Raw genomic sequence first — 18,857 nt, 5'->3', positions numbered from 1 at the left:
CATGTACCCATGGAACAAGGGAGTTCGCCCATGCCGCACACCGCACCGCTCCGCGGGAAGGTCGCCGTCGTCACGGGCTCGGGCCGCGGCCTGGGCCTCGCCTACGCTCAGGAGCTCGCCCGTCGGGGCGCATCCGTGGTGGTGAACGACGTCGATGCGGCCGCCGCCGAGGAGGCCGTTGCATCCATCGAGGCCGCTGGCGGCGCCGCGTGCGCCGTCGTCGCGCCCGTCGGCCCGACCGAGACCGCGGAGCGCCTGGTCGCCACCGCGGTGGAGAAGTTCGGCGGGCTCGACATCATGGTGACCAACGCCGGCGTGCTGCGCGACACCGTCCTATGGAAGATGACCGACGACGACTTCGACCTGGTCACCCAGGTCCACCTCAGGGGCACGTTCACCTGCGTGCGCGCCGCCGCGCGCTACTTCCGCGACAACGAGGTGAAGGGCCGGATCATCTGCATCGGCTCCCCCACGGGCCAGCGGGGCAACTTCGGCCAGACCAACTACGCGGCCGCGAAGGCCGGCATCGTCGGGATGGTGCGCACGTGGGCGCTCGAGCTCAAGCGTGCGGGCATCACGGCCAACGTCGTCGTCCCGGTCGCCGCGACCGCGATGACGGCAACCGTCCCCTACTTCGCCGCGGCCGTCGAGGCCGATGCCGCGGGCGAGGCGATGCCCTCGTTCTTCCGCCGTGACATCGGGTTCGGTACGTCCGACGACGTCGCGGGGCTCATCGCGTACCTCGCCTCCGACGCCGCTGCGGACGTCACGGGCCAGGCCATCGGCGTCGGCGGCGACAGGCTCCAGCTGTGGTCCCACCCCGAGGCCGTGACCACCGATTACCGCGCCGGCGGCTGGACCTTCGAAGCCCTCGTCGCGGAGTTCCCCACCGCCATCGGCAGCACCCTCCAGTCGGTAGGTGAGAAGCTCCCGCCACTCCCGGGTGACCTGGTGCGCCCGCCGGCCACCGCCTGACGCGGCAGTCATGGCACCCACGCGATACGAGCCCGCGCTCGACCTCGACTCGCTCACCGCGATCGATATGCACGTCCACGTCGAGATCGACGATCACGGCCACGCCTCTCTGCCGCGCGATCTTGTCGAGGCGGCGTCGCGCTATTTCAAGGCGGATGGTCCGCGCCCCGAGCTCGACGCGATCGCGAAGCACTACCGCGAGCGCCGCATGGCAGCCGTCGTGTTCACCGTCGACGCCGAGGCCCACCTGGGCCACCCGCCCCTCGAGAGCGCACAGATCGCCGCGGGCGCGGCGGTCCACGCCGACGTCCTCATCCCCTTCGGCTCGGTCGACCCTCATCGGGACGATGCGGTCGAACGGGTCCAGCGTCTGGTCGAGGTTCACGGAGTACGCGGTTTCAAGCTCCATCCGACCGTGCAGGGCTTCGATCCGAGCGATGAGCGCTGGTATCCGCTGTACCAGGCGATCGCCGACGCCGGCGTCCCCGCGCTGTTCCACACCGGCCAGACGGGTATCGGGGCCGGGCTTCCCGGAGGCCGCGGGCTGCGCCTGGCACTGTCGAACCCCATGCTGCTCGACGGCGTCGCGGCCGACTTTCCGAGCCTGCAGATCGTCATGGCCCACCCCAGCGTGCCGTGGCAGGACGAGGCGCTCGCGGTGGCGACCCACAAGCACAACACGTGGATCGATCTGTCCGGCTGGAGCCCGAGGTACTTCCCGGAATCACTGGTGCGTGCCGCGAACTCCTACCTCAAGGATCGCGTGCTGTTCGGCACGGACTTCCCCCTGCTGACCCCCGACAGGTGGCTCGACGACGTGCGGCAGACCGCGCTCAGGCCCGAGCGGCTCGGCGGAATCCTCAAGGACAACGCCGTCCGTCTGCTCGGACTCGGCACCTGAGCGACCACCCGACCACCGCATCGTCCCCTCCCCCCGACCCCGACCCGAAGGGCACCCATCATGACCATCACCGCCACCTATGCCACGCTGCCGGACCTCCGGGGCCGTGACCTGGGGTGGAGCGACTGGCTCGAGATCACCCAGGACCGCGTCAACCTGTTCGCCGACGCGGTCGACGACCACCAGTGGATCCACACCGACCCCGAGCGCGCGACCGCGGAGAGCCCCTTCGGGGCACCCATCGCGCACGGCTTCCTGTCCCTGTCGCTCGCCACGCGCTTCTGGACCGAGCTGCTCGACGTCGACGGCGTCACCACCAAGGTCAACTACGGTCTGGACAAGGTGCGGTTCATCTCGCCGGTCACGGTGGGCGCGCGCGTGCGCATGAACGCCGTGATCGCCGAGGTCGCCGAGATCCCCGGCGGCTACCAGCTCACCGTCGACCAGACCATCGAGGTCGAGGGCGGCGCCAAGCCTGCGGTGGTAGCGCGAGGCCTGTACCGCTTCTACGCCTGATATCTTCCGAACTCGACCCCGCTCACGCTGCAACGAGGCACACATGAGAAACCAGGGACTCGGCGACTGGGTCGCCCGCCGACGGATCAAGTCCGCAGGTGACATCGCGCTGATCGGCGAGGATCGCACGTACACCTACGACGCCTTCGCAGACCGGATCGCTCGGCTCGCCGACGCGCTCGCCGACCGAGGGCTCGCCAAGCGCGACAGGCTCGTCTACCTGGGCAACAACCACCAGGACTTCCTGACCACCTTCTTCGCGTGCGGCACCCTCGGCGCGATCTTCGTGCCGCTCAACACCAGGCTCGCCCCACGAGAGCTCGAGTACATGATCGAGGACTCCGGTGCGACGTTCCTGGTCACCCACGAGTCGGTCCGCGACCTCGCCCGGGCCGCCGCCTGGTCGAGCGGCATCCGCCATCGCCTCGTGGTAGGCGGCCCTGCGGATCTGCCCGCGGTCGAATCCTTCGACGAGGTGGTGGACGCCGCGAGCGGATCGCTGCGCGACGAAGAGGTCTCGCTCGAGGATCCCGCGATGATCCTGTACACGTCCGGCACCACCGGTCGCCCGAAGGGCGCCGTCCTCACGCATGGGAACCTCACCTGGAACGTCTTCAACGCGATCGTGGACTACGACGTCACAAGCGAGGAGGTCGCCCTCATGCTCTCGCCGATGTTCCACGTCGCTTCCCTGTCGATGGGTGCCCTGCCGGCGCTGCTCAAGGGCGGCGCCGTGGTGCTCCAGGAGCGCGTGGAACCAGCGGCGGTGCTCGACGCGATCAAGCGCCATCGGGTGACCAGCCTGTCAGGCGTCCCCACGACGTTCCAGTTCCTCGCCGAGCATCCGGCATGGGCCGAGGCGGACCTGTCGAGCATCAGGAAGCTCACCTGCGGCGGCTCCAGCATCCCGCTGCGCGTCATCGAGGCCTATGCCGCACGCGGACTGTCGTTCTCAAGCGGCTACGGGATGACCGAGGCGTCGCCCGGAGCAACCTCGCTCCCGGTACGCAAGGCGAGCGAGCACGTCGGAACGTCCGGGTTGGCGCACTTCTTCACGAGCGTGCGCATCGTGGGTCCGGATGGATCGGTGCTCCCGCCGGGCGAAGCCGGTGAGATCCAGATCTCGGGGCCGAACGTCATCCGCGAGTACTGGCGGCGCCCTGAGGAGAGCGCGGAGAGCCACGACGGCGCCTGGCTCAGATCGGGGGACGTCGGCAGCGTCGACCGCGACGGCTACCTCACCGTGACCGACCGGCTCAAGGACATGATCATCTCCGGCGGCGAGAACGTGTACCCCGCGGAGATCGAGCAGCTCATCATGGAGTTGTCAGCCGTGCGGGCGAGCGCCGTCATCGGCGTGCCCGACGACCGGTGGGGAGAGGTCCCCCTCGCGGTCATCGCGCTGCACGACGGCGCCGACCTGTCGCCGCAGGCGGTCCTCGACCACCTCAAGGGACGGCTCGCGCGGTACAAGCAACCGCGCGCGGTGGTAATCGTGGACGACCTCCCCCGGACAGCGAGCGGAAAGGTACGCAAGGTCGAGCTCAGGCAGATGTTCCCTGCCGTGCCATCGGAGACCGTGGATCAGGGTACGGGGCGGAGCTAGAGCGAGAGATCCTCGCTGACCACGTCCTGGAGGCGGCTCCGGAGCCTCTCGACGATGTCGACGGCTCGCGGATCGAGGAGCCACTGGACCTGAAGCCCGTCGATGAGCGCGACGAGCTCGGATGAGAGTCCCGGCGTCCAGGAGCCCGTTCGCACCTTGCCTCGGGACGATGCCTCGACCAGCGCATCGTCGATGTCCGCCCGCAGCGATCGATACCGGGCGACGAAGTAGGCGTACGCGGGGTGGTCGGGGTCGGAGGCCTCGGCCGACAGGACCGCGAACAGCGCGACGATCTCGCGCTGCGTGACGTTGTGCGCGACGACGTCGAGCAGCCTGCGAAGGTAGTCGATGCCGTCGCGCTGCGGGTCCGCGCCCTCGAAGAAGAGGACGCCGTTGATACGATCGCGCTCCTCGAGGACCGCGGTGAGGAGCGCCTCCTTGGACGGGAAATGGTGCTGAAGTCCCGCGCGTGAGACTCCGCACGCAGCGGCGATCTGCACCATCGACGCGGAGCGGTATCCCCCAGCGGCGAATGCGAAGAACGCGGTGTTGAGGATCTCGGCACGCCGCCTCTCTCCCTTCGCGTAGCCGCCGCGTGCGCGCGCTGCAGGCGGCGTGTCGCTCCCCGTCATGCCATCACCTTGGCACGGCCAGGACGGCGAACCCACCGCGTCACGCCCACGGCGGTGACGGCGGAGACCAGTTCGCCCGACGCGAGGGCGATCCAGATCCCGGTCGGACCGAAGGGAGCGAACGTCACGACAAGCGGAAGCCGGATGAGCAGCACCGTGCCGATGGATACGACGTACGAGGCCAGGGGCGATCCTGTGGCCTGGAACAGCCCCGACACCAGCGGCGCGACCCCGGAGAAGACGAATCCCAGGGCGACGATGCGGAGAGCCGTCGCCGCGTCGTCGTGCGCCGGGCCCGGGCCGAGGAAGACGGCTGCCAGGGGCTCCGCGGCGAGAAGCACGGCTGCGCACGCCGATGTGCCGTAGACGACCGTCGCGCGCATGACGATGCGTGTCGCGGCGCCGACCCGGTCGGCGAGGCCGGCGCCGCTCGAGTAGCTGACCACGGGCTGAGCCCCCTGGGTGATGCCGGTCTGCGGCATCGTGATGAAGGTCTGGACCCGCGCGCATACCGCGAACGCGGCGAGCGCGGACGCGCCCGCGGTGGCGAGGGACGCGTTCACCACGGTTGCGACGATGGTCGCTCCGATGCCGGCGAGGAAGGACGGCGCACCGATCGCGACCATGGCGCCGATCGTGCGCATACGGGGACGCAGATGCGCGAGCGTGATCCGATACGGGCGGTTCGGCTGCCCGAAGAAGAACCACATGGACATCAACGCGGACACCGCCTGCCCGCCCACCGTGCCGAGCGCCGCTCCTGAGACACCCATGTCGAATCCCAGGATGAGCAGCGGGTCCAGCGCGATCTGCACCGCCACGGGGATCACCCAGAGCAGCGTGGAGAATCCGATCCGTCCCTCAGCGCGCACGATCGCCGAGAAGCCGGTGGACACCAGCGCGCCGGCAAGGATCACGGCCGCATAGGGTCGCGCATACGGCATCGTCTCCGCCGTCGCTCCCAGCAGCCGCAGCAGCGGGTCCAGGAACGTCAGCCCGAGCACGGTGGTCGCTCCCGCTGCCGACCAGAAAAGTACGATCGCGTTTCCCGTGGCGCGAGCGGCGTCGCCCGGCCGGCCCGCGCCGAGCGCCCGCGCGACCAGCGACGCCGCCCCGACGCCGACCGTGGTCGCTACCGCGCCGACGAGGAGCAGGAGCGGCGTCACCAGCGCGACCGCCGCGAGCGCGGTCTCGCCGACCATCCGTGCCACGAACCACGCGTTGGTCAGCGCGTAGACGCCGTAGACACCCACGGACATGGTCGTGTGCAGGCACGACTCCCACAGGAGGGGTCCGAGGGGACGGGTCCCGAGCTCGTCGGCGCGCGCAGGCGAGCGCCGCACGTCAGCGGCGCGCGCGACCGAGCGCGGCCATCACGCGGTCGAGCTCCGTCCTGCCGAAGTCGTAGACGACGGTGTCGGTGTGGCCTCGGTAGCGGGTCTCGACCACCATGATGAGCGCGAGGTACATCGAGTAGAGGCGGCGTCGGGTGCGCTGCGTCTCGCTGAGCACGCGCACGCCGAAGCCCTCCATGAAGTCCGTCGGGTCGTCGAAGCCGGCGAGGTCGAGTCCGGTGAGGCCGGCCTCCATGAGCGGATCGCCGTACAGAGCGCGCTCGTGGTCGAGGACCGCGACGATGCGCCCGTCCCTGATCATGGAGTTCTTCGCCCACAAATCGACCTCGATGAGCCTCGGTTCGGCGACCTCGTCAAGCGCGCCTGCATGCTCCTCGAGCACGAGCCGGATCTCGTCGGGCTCCCACCCAAGGTCGATCCCCACCGCTGCTCCGTCGCGCAGCGTGTCCTCGACGGCGGCGGTGAAGGCCTCGCGCCACGTGGCGAAACCCGGACCCGACAGCGGCCCGTAATGCGGACCCACCACCTGGTTGATCGCGCGGTTGAGCGCACCGAGCTCACGGTTGCCTGCGGCGACCACATCCGCGGCGAGCCGCCCCTCGGCGGCCGCGAAGCCGAAGTTGTCCGCGTCGATGTGCTCCATGAAGAACAGGTCCGCATCCACCACCTCATGCGAGAGGTCGACGTGCTCGATCCGCGGCACCGGGACGGACGTCTGCTCGGCGACCAGGCGCATCGCCTCCAGCTCGTTGCGCATCATGTCGACCTCGCGCGTGAGCACCGGAACGTCCGCCGGCGGGGCGACCTTGAGCACCACCAGCCGACCCGACCGAAGCCGGATGCGGTACGCCACGTTGAACCAGCCTTCGGTGATCTCCTCGGCAAAGTCCTCGCCGTCGGGCACCTCATCGCTTCCGAACCCGCGCTCGATCAGCACCCGGAGGACGGCGGTGGACTGGCGGTTCTTGGTGAGACTCTCCATCGAGGCTCGTCCTCTCGTGCGTCGCGACGTCCCGAGCCGTCTGGCCGGGATGAGCAGAGAGCGTAGCAGAAACCGGCACCAGTGCCGGTTTTTGGGGCGGCCGACCGGCGTCCGGGGGTCGCTTCGCACCTTCGAACCCGAAGGCCTCACGCCCGGGGTCGACCACGCGGCGCTCGCAGATGTGCGGACGCTTGCGCGGCGCGGCGCGGCGCGGCGCAGCTCGAGCTCGCGGCCGCTCCGTCACGCTGACGCCGCGTTCACCATGGGACGACGGTCACGGCGACAGCACTGCGGCATTGTTGCCGATTAACGTTATGAGTGTTATCGTAATGAATCAGCGGGGAGCCCTGCTCTCGCTCGCACCGCAACGCCATGGAGACAAGATGACCGCGACTCGACGCTCACCCGGGCGCCCGCCGAACCCCGAGCTCGACGCCGCCCTGATCGGGGCGGCCGCAGGCCTGCTCGCGGAGGTCGGCTATGACGCGCTGTCGCTCGCCGAGGTCGCGCGCCGCGCCGGCACCACGATGCCCGCGCTCTACCGCCGATACGGCAACAAGAACTCGCTCGTCCTCGCCGCGATCGAGCGCGACGTCGAGGCGAACTCTGTGCGGTTCGAACCCCGCGGCTGCCTGCGAGACGACCTCATCGGGCTGCTGGAGGCGGCATCAGGTCACATGACGGAGGACAGGCTGAGGGCGCTGGCCGCGCTGGTGCTCTCGCGCGATACCGAGCCGGAGCTCGTTCAGCGGCTCGTCGGCGGAGTGCTGGTCGACAACCAGCCCGTGCTGACCGAGATCATCGAGCGCGCGCGCATGCGCGGTGAGGCCATCACCGCCACGGACAGCCTGGACATGATCGCCATGCTCATCCCCGCGATCGTCGTCACGCACGGGCTCGTCAAGGGGTCGGGGCCGGATCGCGAGCTCGCGATCCGCGCGGTCGACGAGATCCTCATGCCGCTCCTTGCGGCTCGCACCTGCGGCTCCGACGACCCGGCGCACGCGGATCGCCCGGCCCCCTGATCCCCGATCTCCCCCACGGTTCCCCGACACCATCCACCACCCGAAAGCGACGATCATGGCCCGCACCGCCCTCCTTGCGAATACCCACACCACGCCTCCGGGGGCAAGGCCCGCGATCGACATCGTCGCGGACCTGCCCATGAAGCGCGGCTACTCCGTGAACTCGTGGTTCGCGATCGGCCGCTTCGAGTCGGATGATCATGTGCTCAACTACCTTGCTCACGTGATCGTGATGTCCGTCAAGGGCATCCCGGTCGCGCTGAACAGCTCGTTCTCCGTCACCGATCAGACCACCGGCTGGTACGGATCCGAGGACAAGCTGTACGCGCCATGGAAGGGCACCTTCGCGCCCGATCGCTTCGTGGTCCGGGCGCCGAACTGCAGCCTTGAGGGCGACCTCGAGACCATGCGGGTCCGCGCCGAGATGAAGGGCGCCAGCATCGACCTCGTCCTTCACGGCACCGGCCACCCGCTCTACAACAAGGGCACCGGACGCTTCGAGCTGCTCGGGCTCGACGTACGCCAGTACTCGCTCCCGACGATGGAGACCTCGGGCCGCATCACGATCGAGGGGCGGACCCACGACGTCATCGGAACGTCCTGGTTCGACCGCCAGTGGCAGAACCAGAACATCCTCAAGCTCAACGGGCGTTGGACCTGGATGGACCTCAACCTGAGCAACGGCCTGCGTCTGAGCCTGTGGGAGGCCGTCGACACGGAGGGACGGACCGATTCCTGGGTGACGTGCATCGACGAGCACGGCAGCCACCGCGTCGCCTCTCTCACCCCGCTGACCGAAGGCGCCAGCGACTATTGGCTGCCGGCGAGCGGCAACCGCTACCCCACGCGGTGGCACCTGACCGCCCCGGAGCTCAGCCTCGACCTCGTGGTGACGCCGTCGCCGCGCGAGCAGGAGCTGCAGGGATTCCTCCCCCACTACGAGGCCGCGAGCGACGTCGCAGGCACGATCGACGGCGAGCCGGTCACCGGGTACTGCTACGTGGAGATGGTCGGCGACTGGAAGGCGTCGCGCTGACGGTGTTCGACACGGCTCGCGCGCGCGGCACGCGTCGCCGCGCGCGCGGGCTCCGGCGGCGGATCACGCGCCCACGAGCCTCCTCACCGCTGACTCCACCACCCCGATCTCGAGCGGCGCCACATCGAGGGCACCGTGCAGCGCGAATCCTTCGATCAGGGCATCGAGCTGACGCGCGACATCCCCGGCGAACCAGCGTTCGAGCTCGGACCGGCTGACAGCCATCCATCGGCCGGTGATCTCACGGTAGGCGGGATCCCGCGCCGCGAGCGTGTAGAGCTCGTACGCGACGATGTTGTCGCGCATCCCGGCGTCAGCCGAGAGCTCGCGGATCAGGGCCACGATCGCGGAGACGGCCTCCTCGCGAGCCCCCACCTCCGCGAAGTGCGCGGCGTAGGACGCGGAGAAGCGCTCAGCGAAGCGCGTGAACGCCGTGCGGAGCAGGTCATCCATGCCGTCGAAGTGATAGGTCATGGACCCCAGGGGCACGTCGGCGCGTCGCGCGATCCCTCGGTGAGAGAGGCCGGCCACGCCGACCTCCGCGATCAGCTCGAGCGTGACCTCGACGATGCGGTCGCGCCTTCCGGGATCATGGCGCCGCACGCTCGCCGTCCTCCTCGAGCGTGCGGATGACCTTTGCGGGAACGCCGGCCACGACGACGTTCGCCGGCACGTCCTTGGTCACAATGGCACCGGCCGCGACGACCGAGTTCTCGCCCACGCTCACCCCTGGGCAGATGATGGCACCCCCGCCGAGCCACACGTTGTCGCCGATGACGATGGGCCGCGCCGCCTCCCACTTGTCGCGCCGGGGCCCTGGCTCCAAGGGATGCGTCGGCGTGAGGAGCTGGACATGGGGACCGATCTGGCAGTCGGCGCCGATCGTGATGGGCGCGACGTCCAACGCGGTGAGGCCCATGTTGACGAAGGTGCGCGCGCCGATGCGGATGTTCGTGCCGTAGTCGACGTAGACCGGCGCGCGCACGAATGCGGAGGGGTCCACCCCCGGCATCAGCTCTCGCGCGGCCTCTTGACCACGCTCGGGGTCCCGGTGGTACTCGTCGGCGAAACGAGCCATGCGCCGCACGGCGACACCTTGCGCCTCGGCGATCGCCGGGTCGTCCGCGATGTACAGGTCTCCCGCCATCATCCGTTCGTGGTGGGACCGCATGTCGTCCGCGTCGTCGACACGAGGGGTTTCGTCATCTCTCATGCGTACGATCGTACATAACCGCGTCGGACGCCCGCGACGCCGGCCCCTCGGGGCCCGTCGACCGACCAGAGCCGGCCACGACGGACGTCCCGCGGTTCAGCTGCGAGTCCACCTTGCCCGCGCCGGCGCCCGGACGCGAGACGGCCGCCCCGACGCGCGCGGCAGCGCGCTCCGGGACGGCCGTCAGTGCAGCGTCAGGCCTGCGGCGACCCCGCCGCGACAAGGTCATCGTCCTCCGTCCGATCCTCCACATGCCGCCGAGGATGCGATCGTTCGAGCGCCGCTCCCTCGACATCCACGTCGGGAAGGACGCGATCGAGCCACTTCGGAAGCCACCACGCGGCCGACCCGAGCAGGTGCATGATCGCCGGGATGAGCATCAGCCGCACGACGAATGCATCGAGCAGCACGCCGAACGCGAGCGCGAATCCGACCGACTTGACCAGGGCCGACTCGGCGAAGATGAACCCCGAGAAGACCGACACCATGATGAGGGCGGCGGCGACCACCACGCTCCGGCCCGCGCGGAGGCCGGTGACCACGGCCTCGCGTGCGGGCGCGCCATGCACGTGCGCCTCACGCATGCCGGACACCAGGAACAGCTGGTAGTCCATCGCGAGCCCGAACAGCACCCCGACGGCGACGATCGGGATGAACGTCAGCACGGGCCCGGGCTCGTTGATGCCGAACGCCCCCGAGAGCCACCCCCACTGGAACACCGCGGTCAGGCCGCCGAACATGGCGACGAGCGACAGGACGAAGCCGAGAGTCGCGGTGAGCGGGACGAGCACCGAGCGGAACACCACCAGCAGGATCAGCAGCGAGAATCCCACGACCACGGCGAGGTAGATCGGGAGCGCATCGGCGACCTTCTCGCTGATGTCGATGTTGCCCGAGGCATTGCCTGCGACGCCGAAGGAGTCGACCCCGGCAAGCTCGAGGTCGCGGATCTCGACCACCAGGTCCTCGGTCGACACCGCGGTGGGCCCCTCGGTCGGGATGAGCTGGAACGCGAGGAGGGTGCCGTCCTCGGAGGCACCCATCGGCACCACCGCACGGACGTCGTCGAGCGACTTCAACGCTGTACCGACGCGAACCTGCTCCGCCAGCAGCGCATCGTCCGCGACGACGTCGCCCATGTCCGCGACCGTGACCAGGGGGCTGTTGAAGCCGGCTCCGAACTCGTCCCGGGTGAGCGTGTAGGCGCGATAGCCGTCCGACTCCGCCGGCTCGCCGGCGCTCGTGTTGAGACCCATGCGCATGTCGAGCGCGGGGATGGCGATCACGATGAGCGTCGCGACCGTGCCGACGATCGTCAGAACGGCGCGGCGCGTGGTCATCTGCGTGGGGGTCGCGCCCCGGTCGCGCTTCCGTGCCGAGCGGTTCTGGCCGCGCTCCTTCGCCTTGGGGGTGAGACGCGATCCCGCGAGCCCCATGAGAGCCGGGGTGAGCGTGAGCGCCATCGCGATGGCGACCGCGACGCAGATGGCGCCCACGGTGCCCATCGCGCCAAGGAACGAGATGCCCACGAGGTTGAGCGCCAGCAGCGCGGTCACCACGGTAGCTCCGGCGAAGAGCACGGCGTTGCCCGACGTGCCGTTGGCCAGACCGATCGATTCCTGGACCTCCATGCCGCCACGGAGCTGCTTGCGGTGGCGGTTGATGATGAAGAGCGCGTAGTCGATGCCTACCGCGACGCCGAGCATCAGCCCGAGGATCGGCGTGAGCGTCATCATGTCGAGGACGCTCGAGAGGCTGAGCGAGACCATGAGCCCGACGGCGACACCGAGCAGCGCGACGATGAGCGGGAGGCCCGCCGCCGTGATGGTGCCGAGCATGACGACCAGGACGACCGCTGCCACCAGAAGCCCGCCGATCTCGCCCGGCCCGACGATGCTGGGCATCTCGCCGGAGATCTCACCGGCGGGGATCACATCGACGCCGTCGATCGGGTAGCCCGCGAGGCTGTCCTTGAGGGCGTCCTTGAGCTCCTCCGAGATCGTCGTGGCGGCCTCATCGAACTGGACCGCGGCCATCGCCGTGGCGCCGTCGACGGAGATCTGCTCGGCACCCTCCGCGAGGGCCAGGAGCGCGGCGACGTTGCCGAGCGACGTCGCCTGGGCGTCGAGCTCGTCGCGTGCATCCTCCAGCTCGTCCCGCTGGGCGTCGAGGGCGCCCCTAGCGGCGTCGAGCGTTCCCGCGTCCGCGAGGGTCTCGCGCTGGTCCTCGATCTGCTCGAGACCCGCCTCGATGTCGGCGCGTGCCGCGGCGATCTGCTCGAGGCCCCGGGCGACGTCCGATCGCTGCGTGTCGAGCTCGCTGGCCGTCGCGAAGGGATCCACGGTGCCCGTGACGCCTTCGACGTCCTCCAAGGCGGCAAGGGTCGCTCCGACCTCGGCCCGCTGCGCCTCGGTGAACGGCTCACCGTCGACGGTCTGGAACAGCACGGTGCTGGCGCCCGCACCCGCGTCAGGGAAGCCTTCGGCGATCTGCGCGCCGACCTCCTCGGTCGGGGTGCCGGGGATGCTGATCGCGGTGGAGAGAGTGCCACCGAACAGCACGAAGGCGCCTACGGCGACCGCGAGCGCGCTGAGCCACGCGCCGATCACGCGCCATGGGTGCCGGGCCGACGAGATGCCGAGCCGGTAGAGGAATGCAGCCACTGGGGGTCCTTTCACAGGTGGAGGGGAACGAGGAGGAGAACGGAGAAGCCGGCCGGTCGCCGGGCGTGCGAAGCCCCGCGGTCACGCGTCACGGTTGCAGGAGGGTCTTCCCGCGCGCGCGGTCGACGTGCACGGCAGCGGCGTCCTCGAGGGGACGCGCGCCGGTCACGTGGAGGTGCAGGCGGCCGGCGTCCACGGCCGTGACCAGCTCCTCGAGGACCTGGCGCGACGGGTGGGCCGCCATCCTCACGATCGTGATCCGATCATCGGCCGCCTCGCTCGCAGTGGTCGCCGACACCAGGCGACCTCCCGCACGGACCAGCGGCGCGAGTTCGGCGACCGGGGTGGGCGCCAGGTTGACCACCAGGTCGTAGACGCCCGGTTCGACCTCGCTTGCGCCCCTCACGGTGTAGTCGACGACCTTCTCGGCGCCGTAGCCTCGCACGCGCTCCACGCTCATCGGGCCCGCGAGCGCGTCGACCTCCGCGCCAGCTGCTACCGCGAGCTGCACCGCGAGGCCACCGACCGCGGTGCCGCCACCGTTGACGAGCACGCGCTGGCCTTCGACCAGGTCACCGTGCTCGAACAGCGCCTGCCACGCGGTGGTCCCGGTGGACGGCAACCCCGCGGCCTCGATCAGCGGGATCGTGGCCGGCGCATGCGCGAGCAGCGCGACCGGCACGGCGACGTACTCGGCCGCCGCTCCCGCCATGTTCGGCGGGAGGAACGCGACGACAGGATCTCCCTGGAGGAGTCCGGGACCGGCATCGCCGACGAGCGTCCCGGCGAGGTCCATGCCCAAGGTGTGGGGAAAGCTCAACGGGAGCACCGCGGCGAAGGCGCCCGTGCGGATGGCCACGTCGGCAGGGTTGAAGGACGTCGCCGCCACCTTGACGAGCGCCTCCCCCGGGGCCGGTCGCGGCATCGGGACGTCGTCCACCTGCAGGACCTCGGGCCCCCCGTAGGCATGGATGCGCAGCGCCTTCATATCGTGCCTTCCCGTTCGGTGCGTGCCATGTGCGCGCCTGGTGCGCATCACAGGGCTGTCGACGGCGTCGGGGTTGGCAGCGTCGGCCCATCGTGGCGCCTCCGCAGCCGGCATCGACGCCATAGAAACGGAGGCTATACCTCCGCTTCGATAGGACCTTAGCACTAAAGCGGAGCACATGCATCCGCTTACCGATCTAGGATGACTCCATGAGCACCTCGGTCTCGCCGCAGCACCGCCCCCTTCGCGCCGACGCCGAACGCAACCGCCAGCGCCTCCTGCGCGCAGCCCGTGAGGTGTTCGCCGCGCGAGGCCTCGACGTCGCGCTCGACGACGTCGCGCGCCATGCCGGGGTGGGCGTCGGTACCGTCTACCGCCGATTCGCGAACCGCGAGGAGCTCATCGAGGCCGTGCTCGACGAAGGCGTCCGGCACGTCGCTCAGATCGCCAAGGACGCGCTCACCGACGACGACCCATGGGCGGCGTTCGAGCGCTTCTTCCTCGAGGCGACCGCTGCGCTCGCGGAGGACCGCGGGCTGCGCGAGATCCTGCTCCTCGGCGGACATGGCACCGGCGCCGCACTGGAGACCGCGCAGGCGCTCCTCACGCCCAGGGTCGACGCGCTCATCGCGCGCGCGCAACGCTCCGGACATCTGCGCGAGGACCTCGAGCCCATCGACTTCCCGATGCTCCAGCTCATGCTCGGCGCCGCATCGGAGCGGAGCCGTGACGTCGCGCCCGGCCAGTGGCGGCGCTACGCCGCGTTGCTGCTCGACGGCCTGCGGACGCGCCGGGACGGCCCGACCGGGCTTGGCGCCCCCGCGCTCACAGGCGACGAGTTCTACCGCAGCATGACCGGACCCCACGAGGAGACGCCCGGCTGACGCAACGGCGCCCGACCCGCAGCCCCGGTGCCGCAGGGTGGCGACGACGTGCAGCCACCGCAACGTCGAACGCCGCGAGATCACGAGCACGATGCTCAGCCGCGCGAGGCGCCGTCCGGCACGAGGTACCGCTGTATCGCGGGCGCGATCAGCTCCACGAGCTCGTCGTGGTCGAGCGCGGCGACCGCCGGCAGCTGAGCGATGAAGCGCGCGTAGGCGACGCCCAGGAGATGCGTGCCGGCCAGCACCCGTTCGAGGGGCAGCGGCGCGCCGTCGCTCGCGCCGATGGCCTCGAGCAGCTGCTCGGCGGGACCGCCGAGGGCCACGCCCGACCGGATCAACGCGCGCAGGGCCTCGCCCACCTCGGGGTCCTCCCACAGCCGCAGGTACGCGTCGGCCACGCGCGCACCGATGCCGTCGCGCGGTCCCGTGAGCGCGTCGCGCAGGTGGCTCGCGACATCGCTGCCCGCCGCGACAGCGGCGGCGAAGAGCGCCGCCTTGCTGCCGAAGAAGTGCCTGATCAGCGAGGGATCCACGCCTGCGCGAGCGGCGATGGCGCGCATCGTCGCGCCGGCGAAGCCGCGCTCGGCGAACGTATCGCGCGCCGCTGCGAGGATCGCGTCCCGGGAGCCGCTCTCACCCGGCCGGCGCCCGACGGGACGGCGCGCTCCGTCTCCGCGTCTGCCGGCCTCGCCCGTCCCACCCATGCGCCCATCGTAACGAAACTCCACAACTGGCGAATTGATGTGCCATGGCGTTGAATGGCTGTCATCCGCACGAGCGGTTCGCGAGCCTTCGCGCCGACGCCATGAGAGGTGTGCATGTCTGCAGACGAGCTGGTCATCGAGACCGACGGCCTGGTGAAGATGTTCGGCAGGTTCACGGCGCTGGACGGGCTGGATCTCGCGGTCACCCAGGGCGAGGTCCACGGGTTTCTCGGGCCGAACGGCGCCGGCAAGTCGACGACGATCCGCGTGCTGCTGGGCCTGCTCAAGGCCAACGGCGGCACGGCACGGCTCCTGGGCGGCGACCCGTGGGCCGACGTGGTCGAGCTGCACAAGCGCCTCGCCTATGTTCCCGGCGACGTCGCGCTGTGGCCGTCGATGTCCGGCGGGGAGGCGATCGACCTCCTTGGCAGCCTGCGCGGCGGGTTGGACGATGCGCGGCGCGCGGAGCTCATCGAGCGCTTCGAGCTCGACCCGACCAAGAAGGGCCGGCAGTACTCCAAGGGCAACCGCCAGAAGGTCGCGATCGTCGCCGCGCTCGCGTCGAACGCCGAGCTGCTGATCCTGGACGAGCCCACGTCGGGCCTGGACCCGCTCATGGAGAACGTCTTCCAGGAGGTGCTGGGCGAGGCCAAGGAGCGTGGCGCGACCGTGCTGCTGTCGAGCCACATCCTGTCCGAGGTCGAGACCCTCGCGGACCGGCTGAGCATCATCCGCGCCGGCAGGATCGTCGAGACGGGCACCTTGGCCCAGATGCGCGGCAAGGCGCGCACCACCGTCCACGCCACGCTCGCGCGCGAGCCCGTCGCGGCCGAGCTGGCCGGGCTCCACGATGTCCAGGTCGACGGCACCAAGGTCACGGCCACCGTGGACGCCGATGGCATCGGGGACGCCATGACGCTCCTCACCGGGTACGGGCTCGAGGCGCTCGCGGTGGCCCCGCCGTCGCTGGAGAGCCTGTTCCTTCGCCTGTACGAGAACGACGACGATGCGGCGGGCGCGCGGTGAACGCTCCCGTGGTCGGCGCGCCGCTGCTGCTGCGGACCTCCGTCAAGCACGAGGCGCGAAGCTTCGCGCCGTGGATCGCGATCGCGACGGTGCTGTCGGCATCGTCCGTCCTGGTCTATCCGTGGGTGTTCCCCACGCAGGCCGACCGCGAAGGCCTCGCGGCGCTGGTCGGCGCGAACCCGGCCCTTGGCCTGATCTTCGGGCCCGCGTTCGACGTGTCGACCGCCGACGGCTTCAACGCGTGGCGCACGCTCGCGCTCGGCGGCCTGCTCACCGCGCTCGGCGCGATCTTCGTGGTCACCAAGGCCACCCGCGGCCAGGAGGACTCCGGCCAGGCGGAGCTGCTCGCCTCCGGCGTCCTCGGCCGATCCTCGCGCCTGCTCACCGCGGTGTCCATGGGCGCGATCGTGTCCGTGCTGGTCGGCGCGGTGGCGGCCACGGTGACCCTGCTGTGCGGCGGCGGCACCGAGGCGACGCTGCTGCTGTGCGCCACCTACACCGCCAGCGGATGGATGGGCACCGGCGTCGCCGCGGTCACGTCCCAGCTCGGCGCCGAGGCCCGCGCCTCGAGCTCGATGGCGGTCGCCATCATGGGAACGCTGTTCATCCTGCGCGGATTCGCGTACTCGGTCGAGGCCCCCGACTGGGCTCTGTGGGTCAACCCCCTCGCGTGGATGACCGAGACCAAGCCCGCCGTCGAGAACACCTGGTGGCCGCTCGCCCTGGCCGTCGCGTTGACCGGCGCCCTCCTCGCGGTCGCGTTCGTCCTGCAGGCGCGGCGCGACTTCGGGCAGGGTGCGATCGCACCCGCGCCGGGACCTGCGCGCGGCAGCACGCGGTCCCCGCTCGCGCTCGCGCTCCGGCTCAACCGCGGCACCCTCGTCGCCTGGACCCTCGGCTTCGCGGTCCTCGGCATCGTGTTCGGCTACTTCACCACCGCCATCACCGACCTGCTGTCGGGCGACGCGGGCATCGGTCAGATCCTCGCCTCCGGCGCCTCCACCCCCGCCGACCTGTTCGGCACGTTCGTCGCGACCGTGATCAGCCTCGTCGGCATCATCGCGTCGATCGCGTGCGTGCAGATCGTGCTCCGCGTACGCAAGGAGGAGATGGAGGACCGGGTCGAGCCGCTCCTCGCCACCCCGACGTCGCGTGCGCGCTACTACGCGAGCAACGTCGTGGTGGCGCTCGGGGCCGCCCTCGCGTTCCTCACGATCGCGGGCCTCGTCATCGCCGGGTTCGCCTCGAGCGCCGACATCGGCGTCACCTACGGGCAGGCCTTCGGGCAGGCGCTGGCGACCGTGCCGGCGGTCTGGACCGTCATCGCGGTGGCGGTGGCCGTGGTCGGCGCACGACCCCACGTGTCGATCGCCGCGTGGGCCGGCGTCCTGCTGTCGTTCGGCCTCACGCTGCTGGGCCCGACCTTCGGGCTGGACGACTGGGTCCTGGCGATCAGCCCCTTCTACCACGTGCCCGCGATCGCGACGTCGACCGTCGAATGGACGGGCCTGGCCGTGGTGACCCTCGTCGGTGCGGCGTTCGTCGCGATCGGCTTCGCCGGCTTCCGCAGGCGCGACCTCGCCACCACCTGACGGTCGCGCGGAGCGCTAGTTGCTCCGCTGCGGGTTGACCTTCTTGATCCACTCGACGAGGTCGTTGCTCGATCGGGTCTGGAGCCACACGCGCCCCGGACCGGTGAAGTCCGTGACCAGGCCCTCGCCGCCCAGGATGGTCGACTTCCAGCTCCCCGCCTTGCGCACGGAGAACCGGACCGAGTCGTCGAACGCGACCACGTGTCCCGTGTCGAGCGTCAGCGTCTCGCCGGCCGCGAGCGTGAAGGCCTGGATCGCGCCGTAGGACGCGAGCAGCAGCTCGCCCGCGCCCGTGCAACGCAGCAGGATCAGCCCCTCCCCCGAGAAGAACGACCGACCCCCGTCCCACGTCGAGTCCACCTGGATCGACGGATCCGACGCGATCCACGAGCCCGACTGCACGAGCAGCGCGCCGGACCCGTCGAGCGTCACCTCCGCCATATCGCCCGGCAGCGTCGCGGCGACGCCGACCTGTCCGCCCGCACCCGAGTGGAAGTCGTTGACGAAGAAGCTCTCGCCGCCGAGCGACCGCTTGAGCCCGCTCATGAACCCGCCGCGCGTCGAGGTCTCGATGGTGATGTCGCCGCGCGTCATGGCCATCGCCCCGGCCTCGACCCGCACCGAGCCTCCCGGCGGGATGGTGATGGTCCCCATCGCGAAGGCGGGGCCGGCGTTGATCGTGACGTCCATGTGCATCCTCCTCGAGCGCGCCTGCCCACCACTGTGCCGTGCGCGGCCGCCGCACGCACGCGCGAA

General features: G+C 70.5%; 18 protein-coding genes. 9 read left to right on the top strand and 9 right to left on the bottom strand.

What is annotated here, in order from left to right:
- The first annotated feature begins 30 nt into the window (after positions 1-30).
- Genes AOM09_RS00815 through AOM09_RS00800 form a run of 4 tightly spaced genes read left to right on the top strand, consistent with a single transcriptional unit; the run spans position 31 to position 3,998 of the window.
- Entirely contained in the window at positions 31-975 is a 945-nt protein-coding gene (locus tag AOM09_RS00815) for an SDR family NAD(P)-dependent oxidoreductase (protein WP_062382931.1), read from the top strand.
- Between the two features lie 10 nt (positions 976-985).
- Positions 986-1,876, top strand: coding sequence for an amidohydrolase family protein (locus AOM09_RS00810; protein WP_062382929.1), 891 nt, complete (start codon positions 986-988; stop codon positions 1,874-1,876).
- A gap of 60 nt (positions 1,877-1,936) precedes the next feature.
- Complete coding sequence (locus AOM09_RS00805) at positions 1,937-2,392, top strand: MaoC family dehydratase (protein ID WP_062382925.1); 456 nt, start codon at positions 1,937-1,939, stop codon at positions 2,390-2,392.
- A gap of 43 nt (positions 2,393-2,435) precedes the next feature.
- Positions 2,436-3,998 (top strand): acyl-CoA synthetase, encoded by a 1,563-nt coding sequence (locus AOM09_RS00800; RefSeq protein WP_062382922.1) that lies wholly within the window; start codon positions 2,436-2,438, stop codon positions 3,996-3,998.
- On the opposite strand, the gene AOM09_RS00795 is transcribed toward AOM09_RS00800, so the two are convergent.
- From AOM09_RS00795 to AOM09_RS00785, 3 genes are all read right to left on the bottom strand, one after another.
- Positions 3,995-4,630 (bottom strand): TetR/AcrR family transcriptional regulator, encoded by a 636-nt coding sequence (locus tag AOM09_RS00795; protein ID WP_062382910.1) that lies wholly within the window; start codon positions 4,628-4,630, stop codon positions 3,995-3,997. The two genes, AOM09_RS00800 and AOM09_RS00795, sit on opposite strands and share 4 nt — an antisense overlap.
- Positions 4,627-5,889: an MATE family efflux transporter gene (locus AOM09_RS00790; protein ID WP_082098782.1), complete on the bottom strand. Its 1,263-nt coding sequence runs from the start codon at positions 5,887-5,889 to the stop codon at positions 4,627-4,629. Before AOM09_RS00790 ends, AOM09_RS00795 begins: the two co-directional genes overlap by 4 nt.
- An 85-nt stretch (positions 5,890-5,974) precedes the next feature.
- Complete coding sequence (locus AOM09_RS00785; protein WP_062382904.1) at positions 5,975-6,967, bottom strand: phosphotransferase family protein; 993 nt, start codon at positions 6,965-6,967, stop codon at positions 5,975-5,977.
- Positions 6,968-7,350: 383 nt separating this feature from the next.
- Here AOM09_RS00785 and AOM09_RS00780 point away from each other — a divergent pair, with 383 nt between their 5' ends.
- Both AOM09_RS00780 and AOM09_RS00775 read left to right on the top strand, forming a co-directional pair.
- Positions 7,351-7,992 carry a TetR/AcrR family transcriptional regulator gene (locus AOM09_RS00780; RefSeq protein WP_062382901.1) on the top strand — a complete coding sequence of 214 codons (642 nt, stop codon included), beginning with the start codon at positions 7,351-7,353 and terminating at the stop codon, positions 7,990-7,992.
- A gap of 55 nt (positions 7,993-8,047) precedes the next feature.
- Positions 8,048-9,028, top strand: a complete 981-nt coding sequence (locus AOM09_RS00775) for a lipocalin-like domain-containing protein (RefSeq protein ID WP_062382897.1) — start codon at positions 8,048-8,050, stop codon at positions 9,026-9,028.
- 63 nt (positions 9,029-9,091) lie between these two features.
- Here the strand turns inward: AOM09_RS00775 and AOM09_RS00770 are convergent, their stop codons facing one another.
- From AOM09_RS00770 to AOM09_RS00755, 4 genes are all read right to left on the bottom strand, one after another.
- Positions 9,092-9,631: a TetR/AcrR family transcriptional regulator gene (locus AOM09_RS00770; RefSeq protein WP_062382894.1), complete on the bottom strand. Its 540-nt coding sequence runs from the start codon at positions 9,629-9,631 to the stop codon at positions 9,092-9,094.
- Entirely contained in the window at positions 9,618-10,241 is a 624-nt protein-coding gene (locus AOM09_RS00765; RefSeq protein ID WP_062382891.1) for a sugar O-acetyltransferase, read from the bottom strand. The genes AOM09_RS00770 and AOM09_RS00765 overlap by 14 nt, the downstream gene beginning before the upstream one ends.
- Positions 10,242-10,435: 194 nt before the next feature.
- A complete protein-coding gene (locus tag AOM09_RS00760) occupies positions 10,436-12,904 on the bottom strand; it encodes an MMPL family transporter (protein WP_062382888.1) in 2,469 nt (822 codons plus the stop codon).
- An 88-nt stretch (positions 12,905-12,992) separates the two neighbouring features.
- Complete coding sequence (locus tag AOM09_RS00755; RefSeq protein WP_062382885.1) at positions 12,993-13,892, bottom strand: NADP-dependent oxidoreductase; 900 nt, start codon at positions 13,890-13,892, stop codon at positions 12,993-12,995.
- Between the two features lie 209 nt (positions 13,893-14,101).
- Here AOM09_RS00755 and AOM09_RS00750 point away from each other — a divergent pair, with 209 nt between their 5' ends.
- Positions 14,102-14,776, top strand: a complete 675-nt coding sequence (locus AOM09_RS00750) for a TetR/AcrR family transcriptional regulator (RefSeq protein ID WP_062382882.1) — start codon at positions 14,102-14,104, stop codon at positions 14,774-14,776.
- A 95-nt stretch (positions 14,777-14,871) separates the two neighbouring features.
- On the opposite strand, the gene AOM09_RS00745 is transcribed toward AOM09_RS00750, so the two are convergent.
- Entirely contained in the window at positions 14,872-15,483 is a 612-nt protein-coding gene (locus AOM09_RS00745) for a TetR/AcrR family transcriptional regulator (protein ID WP_062382879.1), read from the bottom strand.
- Positions 15,484-15,597: 114 nt separating this feature from the next.
- Here AOM09_RS00745 and AOM09_RS00740 point away from each other — a divergent pair, with 114 nt between their 5' ends.
- Together AOM09_RS00740 and AOM09_RS00735 are read left to right on the top strand one after the other, a co-directional pair.
- Positions 15,598-16,509, top strand: a complete 912-nt coding sequence (locus tag AOM09_RS00740; RefSeq protein WP_062382875.1) for an ABC transporter ATP-binding protein — start codon at positions 15,598-15,600, stop codon at positions 16,507-16,509.
- Entirely contained in the window at positions 16,506-18,101 is a 1,596-nt protein-coding gene (locus tag AOM09_RS00735; RefSeq protein WP_062382872.1) for an ABC transporter permease, read from the top strand. The genes AOM09_RS00740 and AOM09_RS00735 overlap by 4 nt, the downstream gene beginning before the upstream one ends.
- Before the next feature lie 15 nt (positions 18,102-18,116).
- On the opposite strand, the gene AOM09_RS00730 is transcribed toward AOM09_RS00735, so the two are convergent.
- Positions 18,117-18,791 carry a TIGR00266 family protein gene (locus AOM09_RS00730; protein ID WP_062382863.1) on the bottom strand — a complete coding sequence of 225 codons (675 nt, stop codon included), beginning with the start codon at positions 18,789-18,791 and terminating at the stop codon, positions 18,117-18,119.
- Between the last annotated feature and the right edge of the window lie 66 nt (positions 18,792-18,857).

The organism is Demequina iriomotensis (assembly GCF_000971395.1).
GTDB lineage: Bacteria > Actinomycetota > Actinomycetes > Actinomycetales > Demequinaceae > Demequina > Demequina iriomotensis.
Note: the sequence above shows the minus strand (reverse complement) of the source record. Positions and strands in the feature narration are given on the sequence as shown.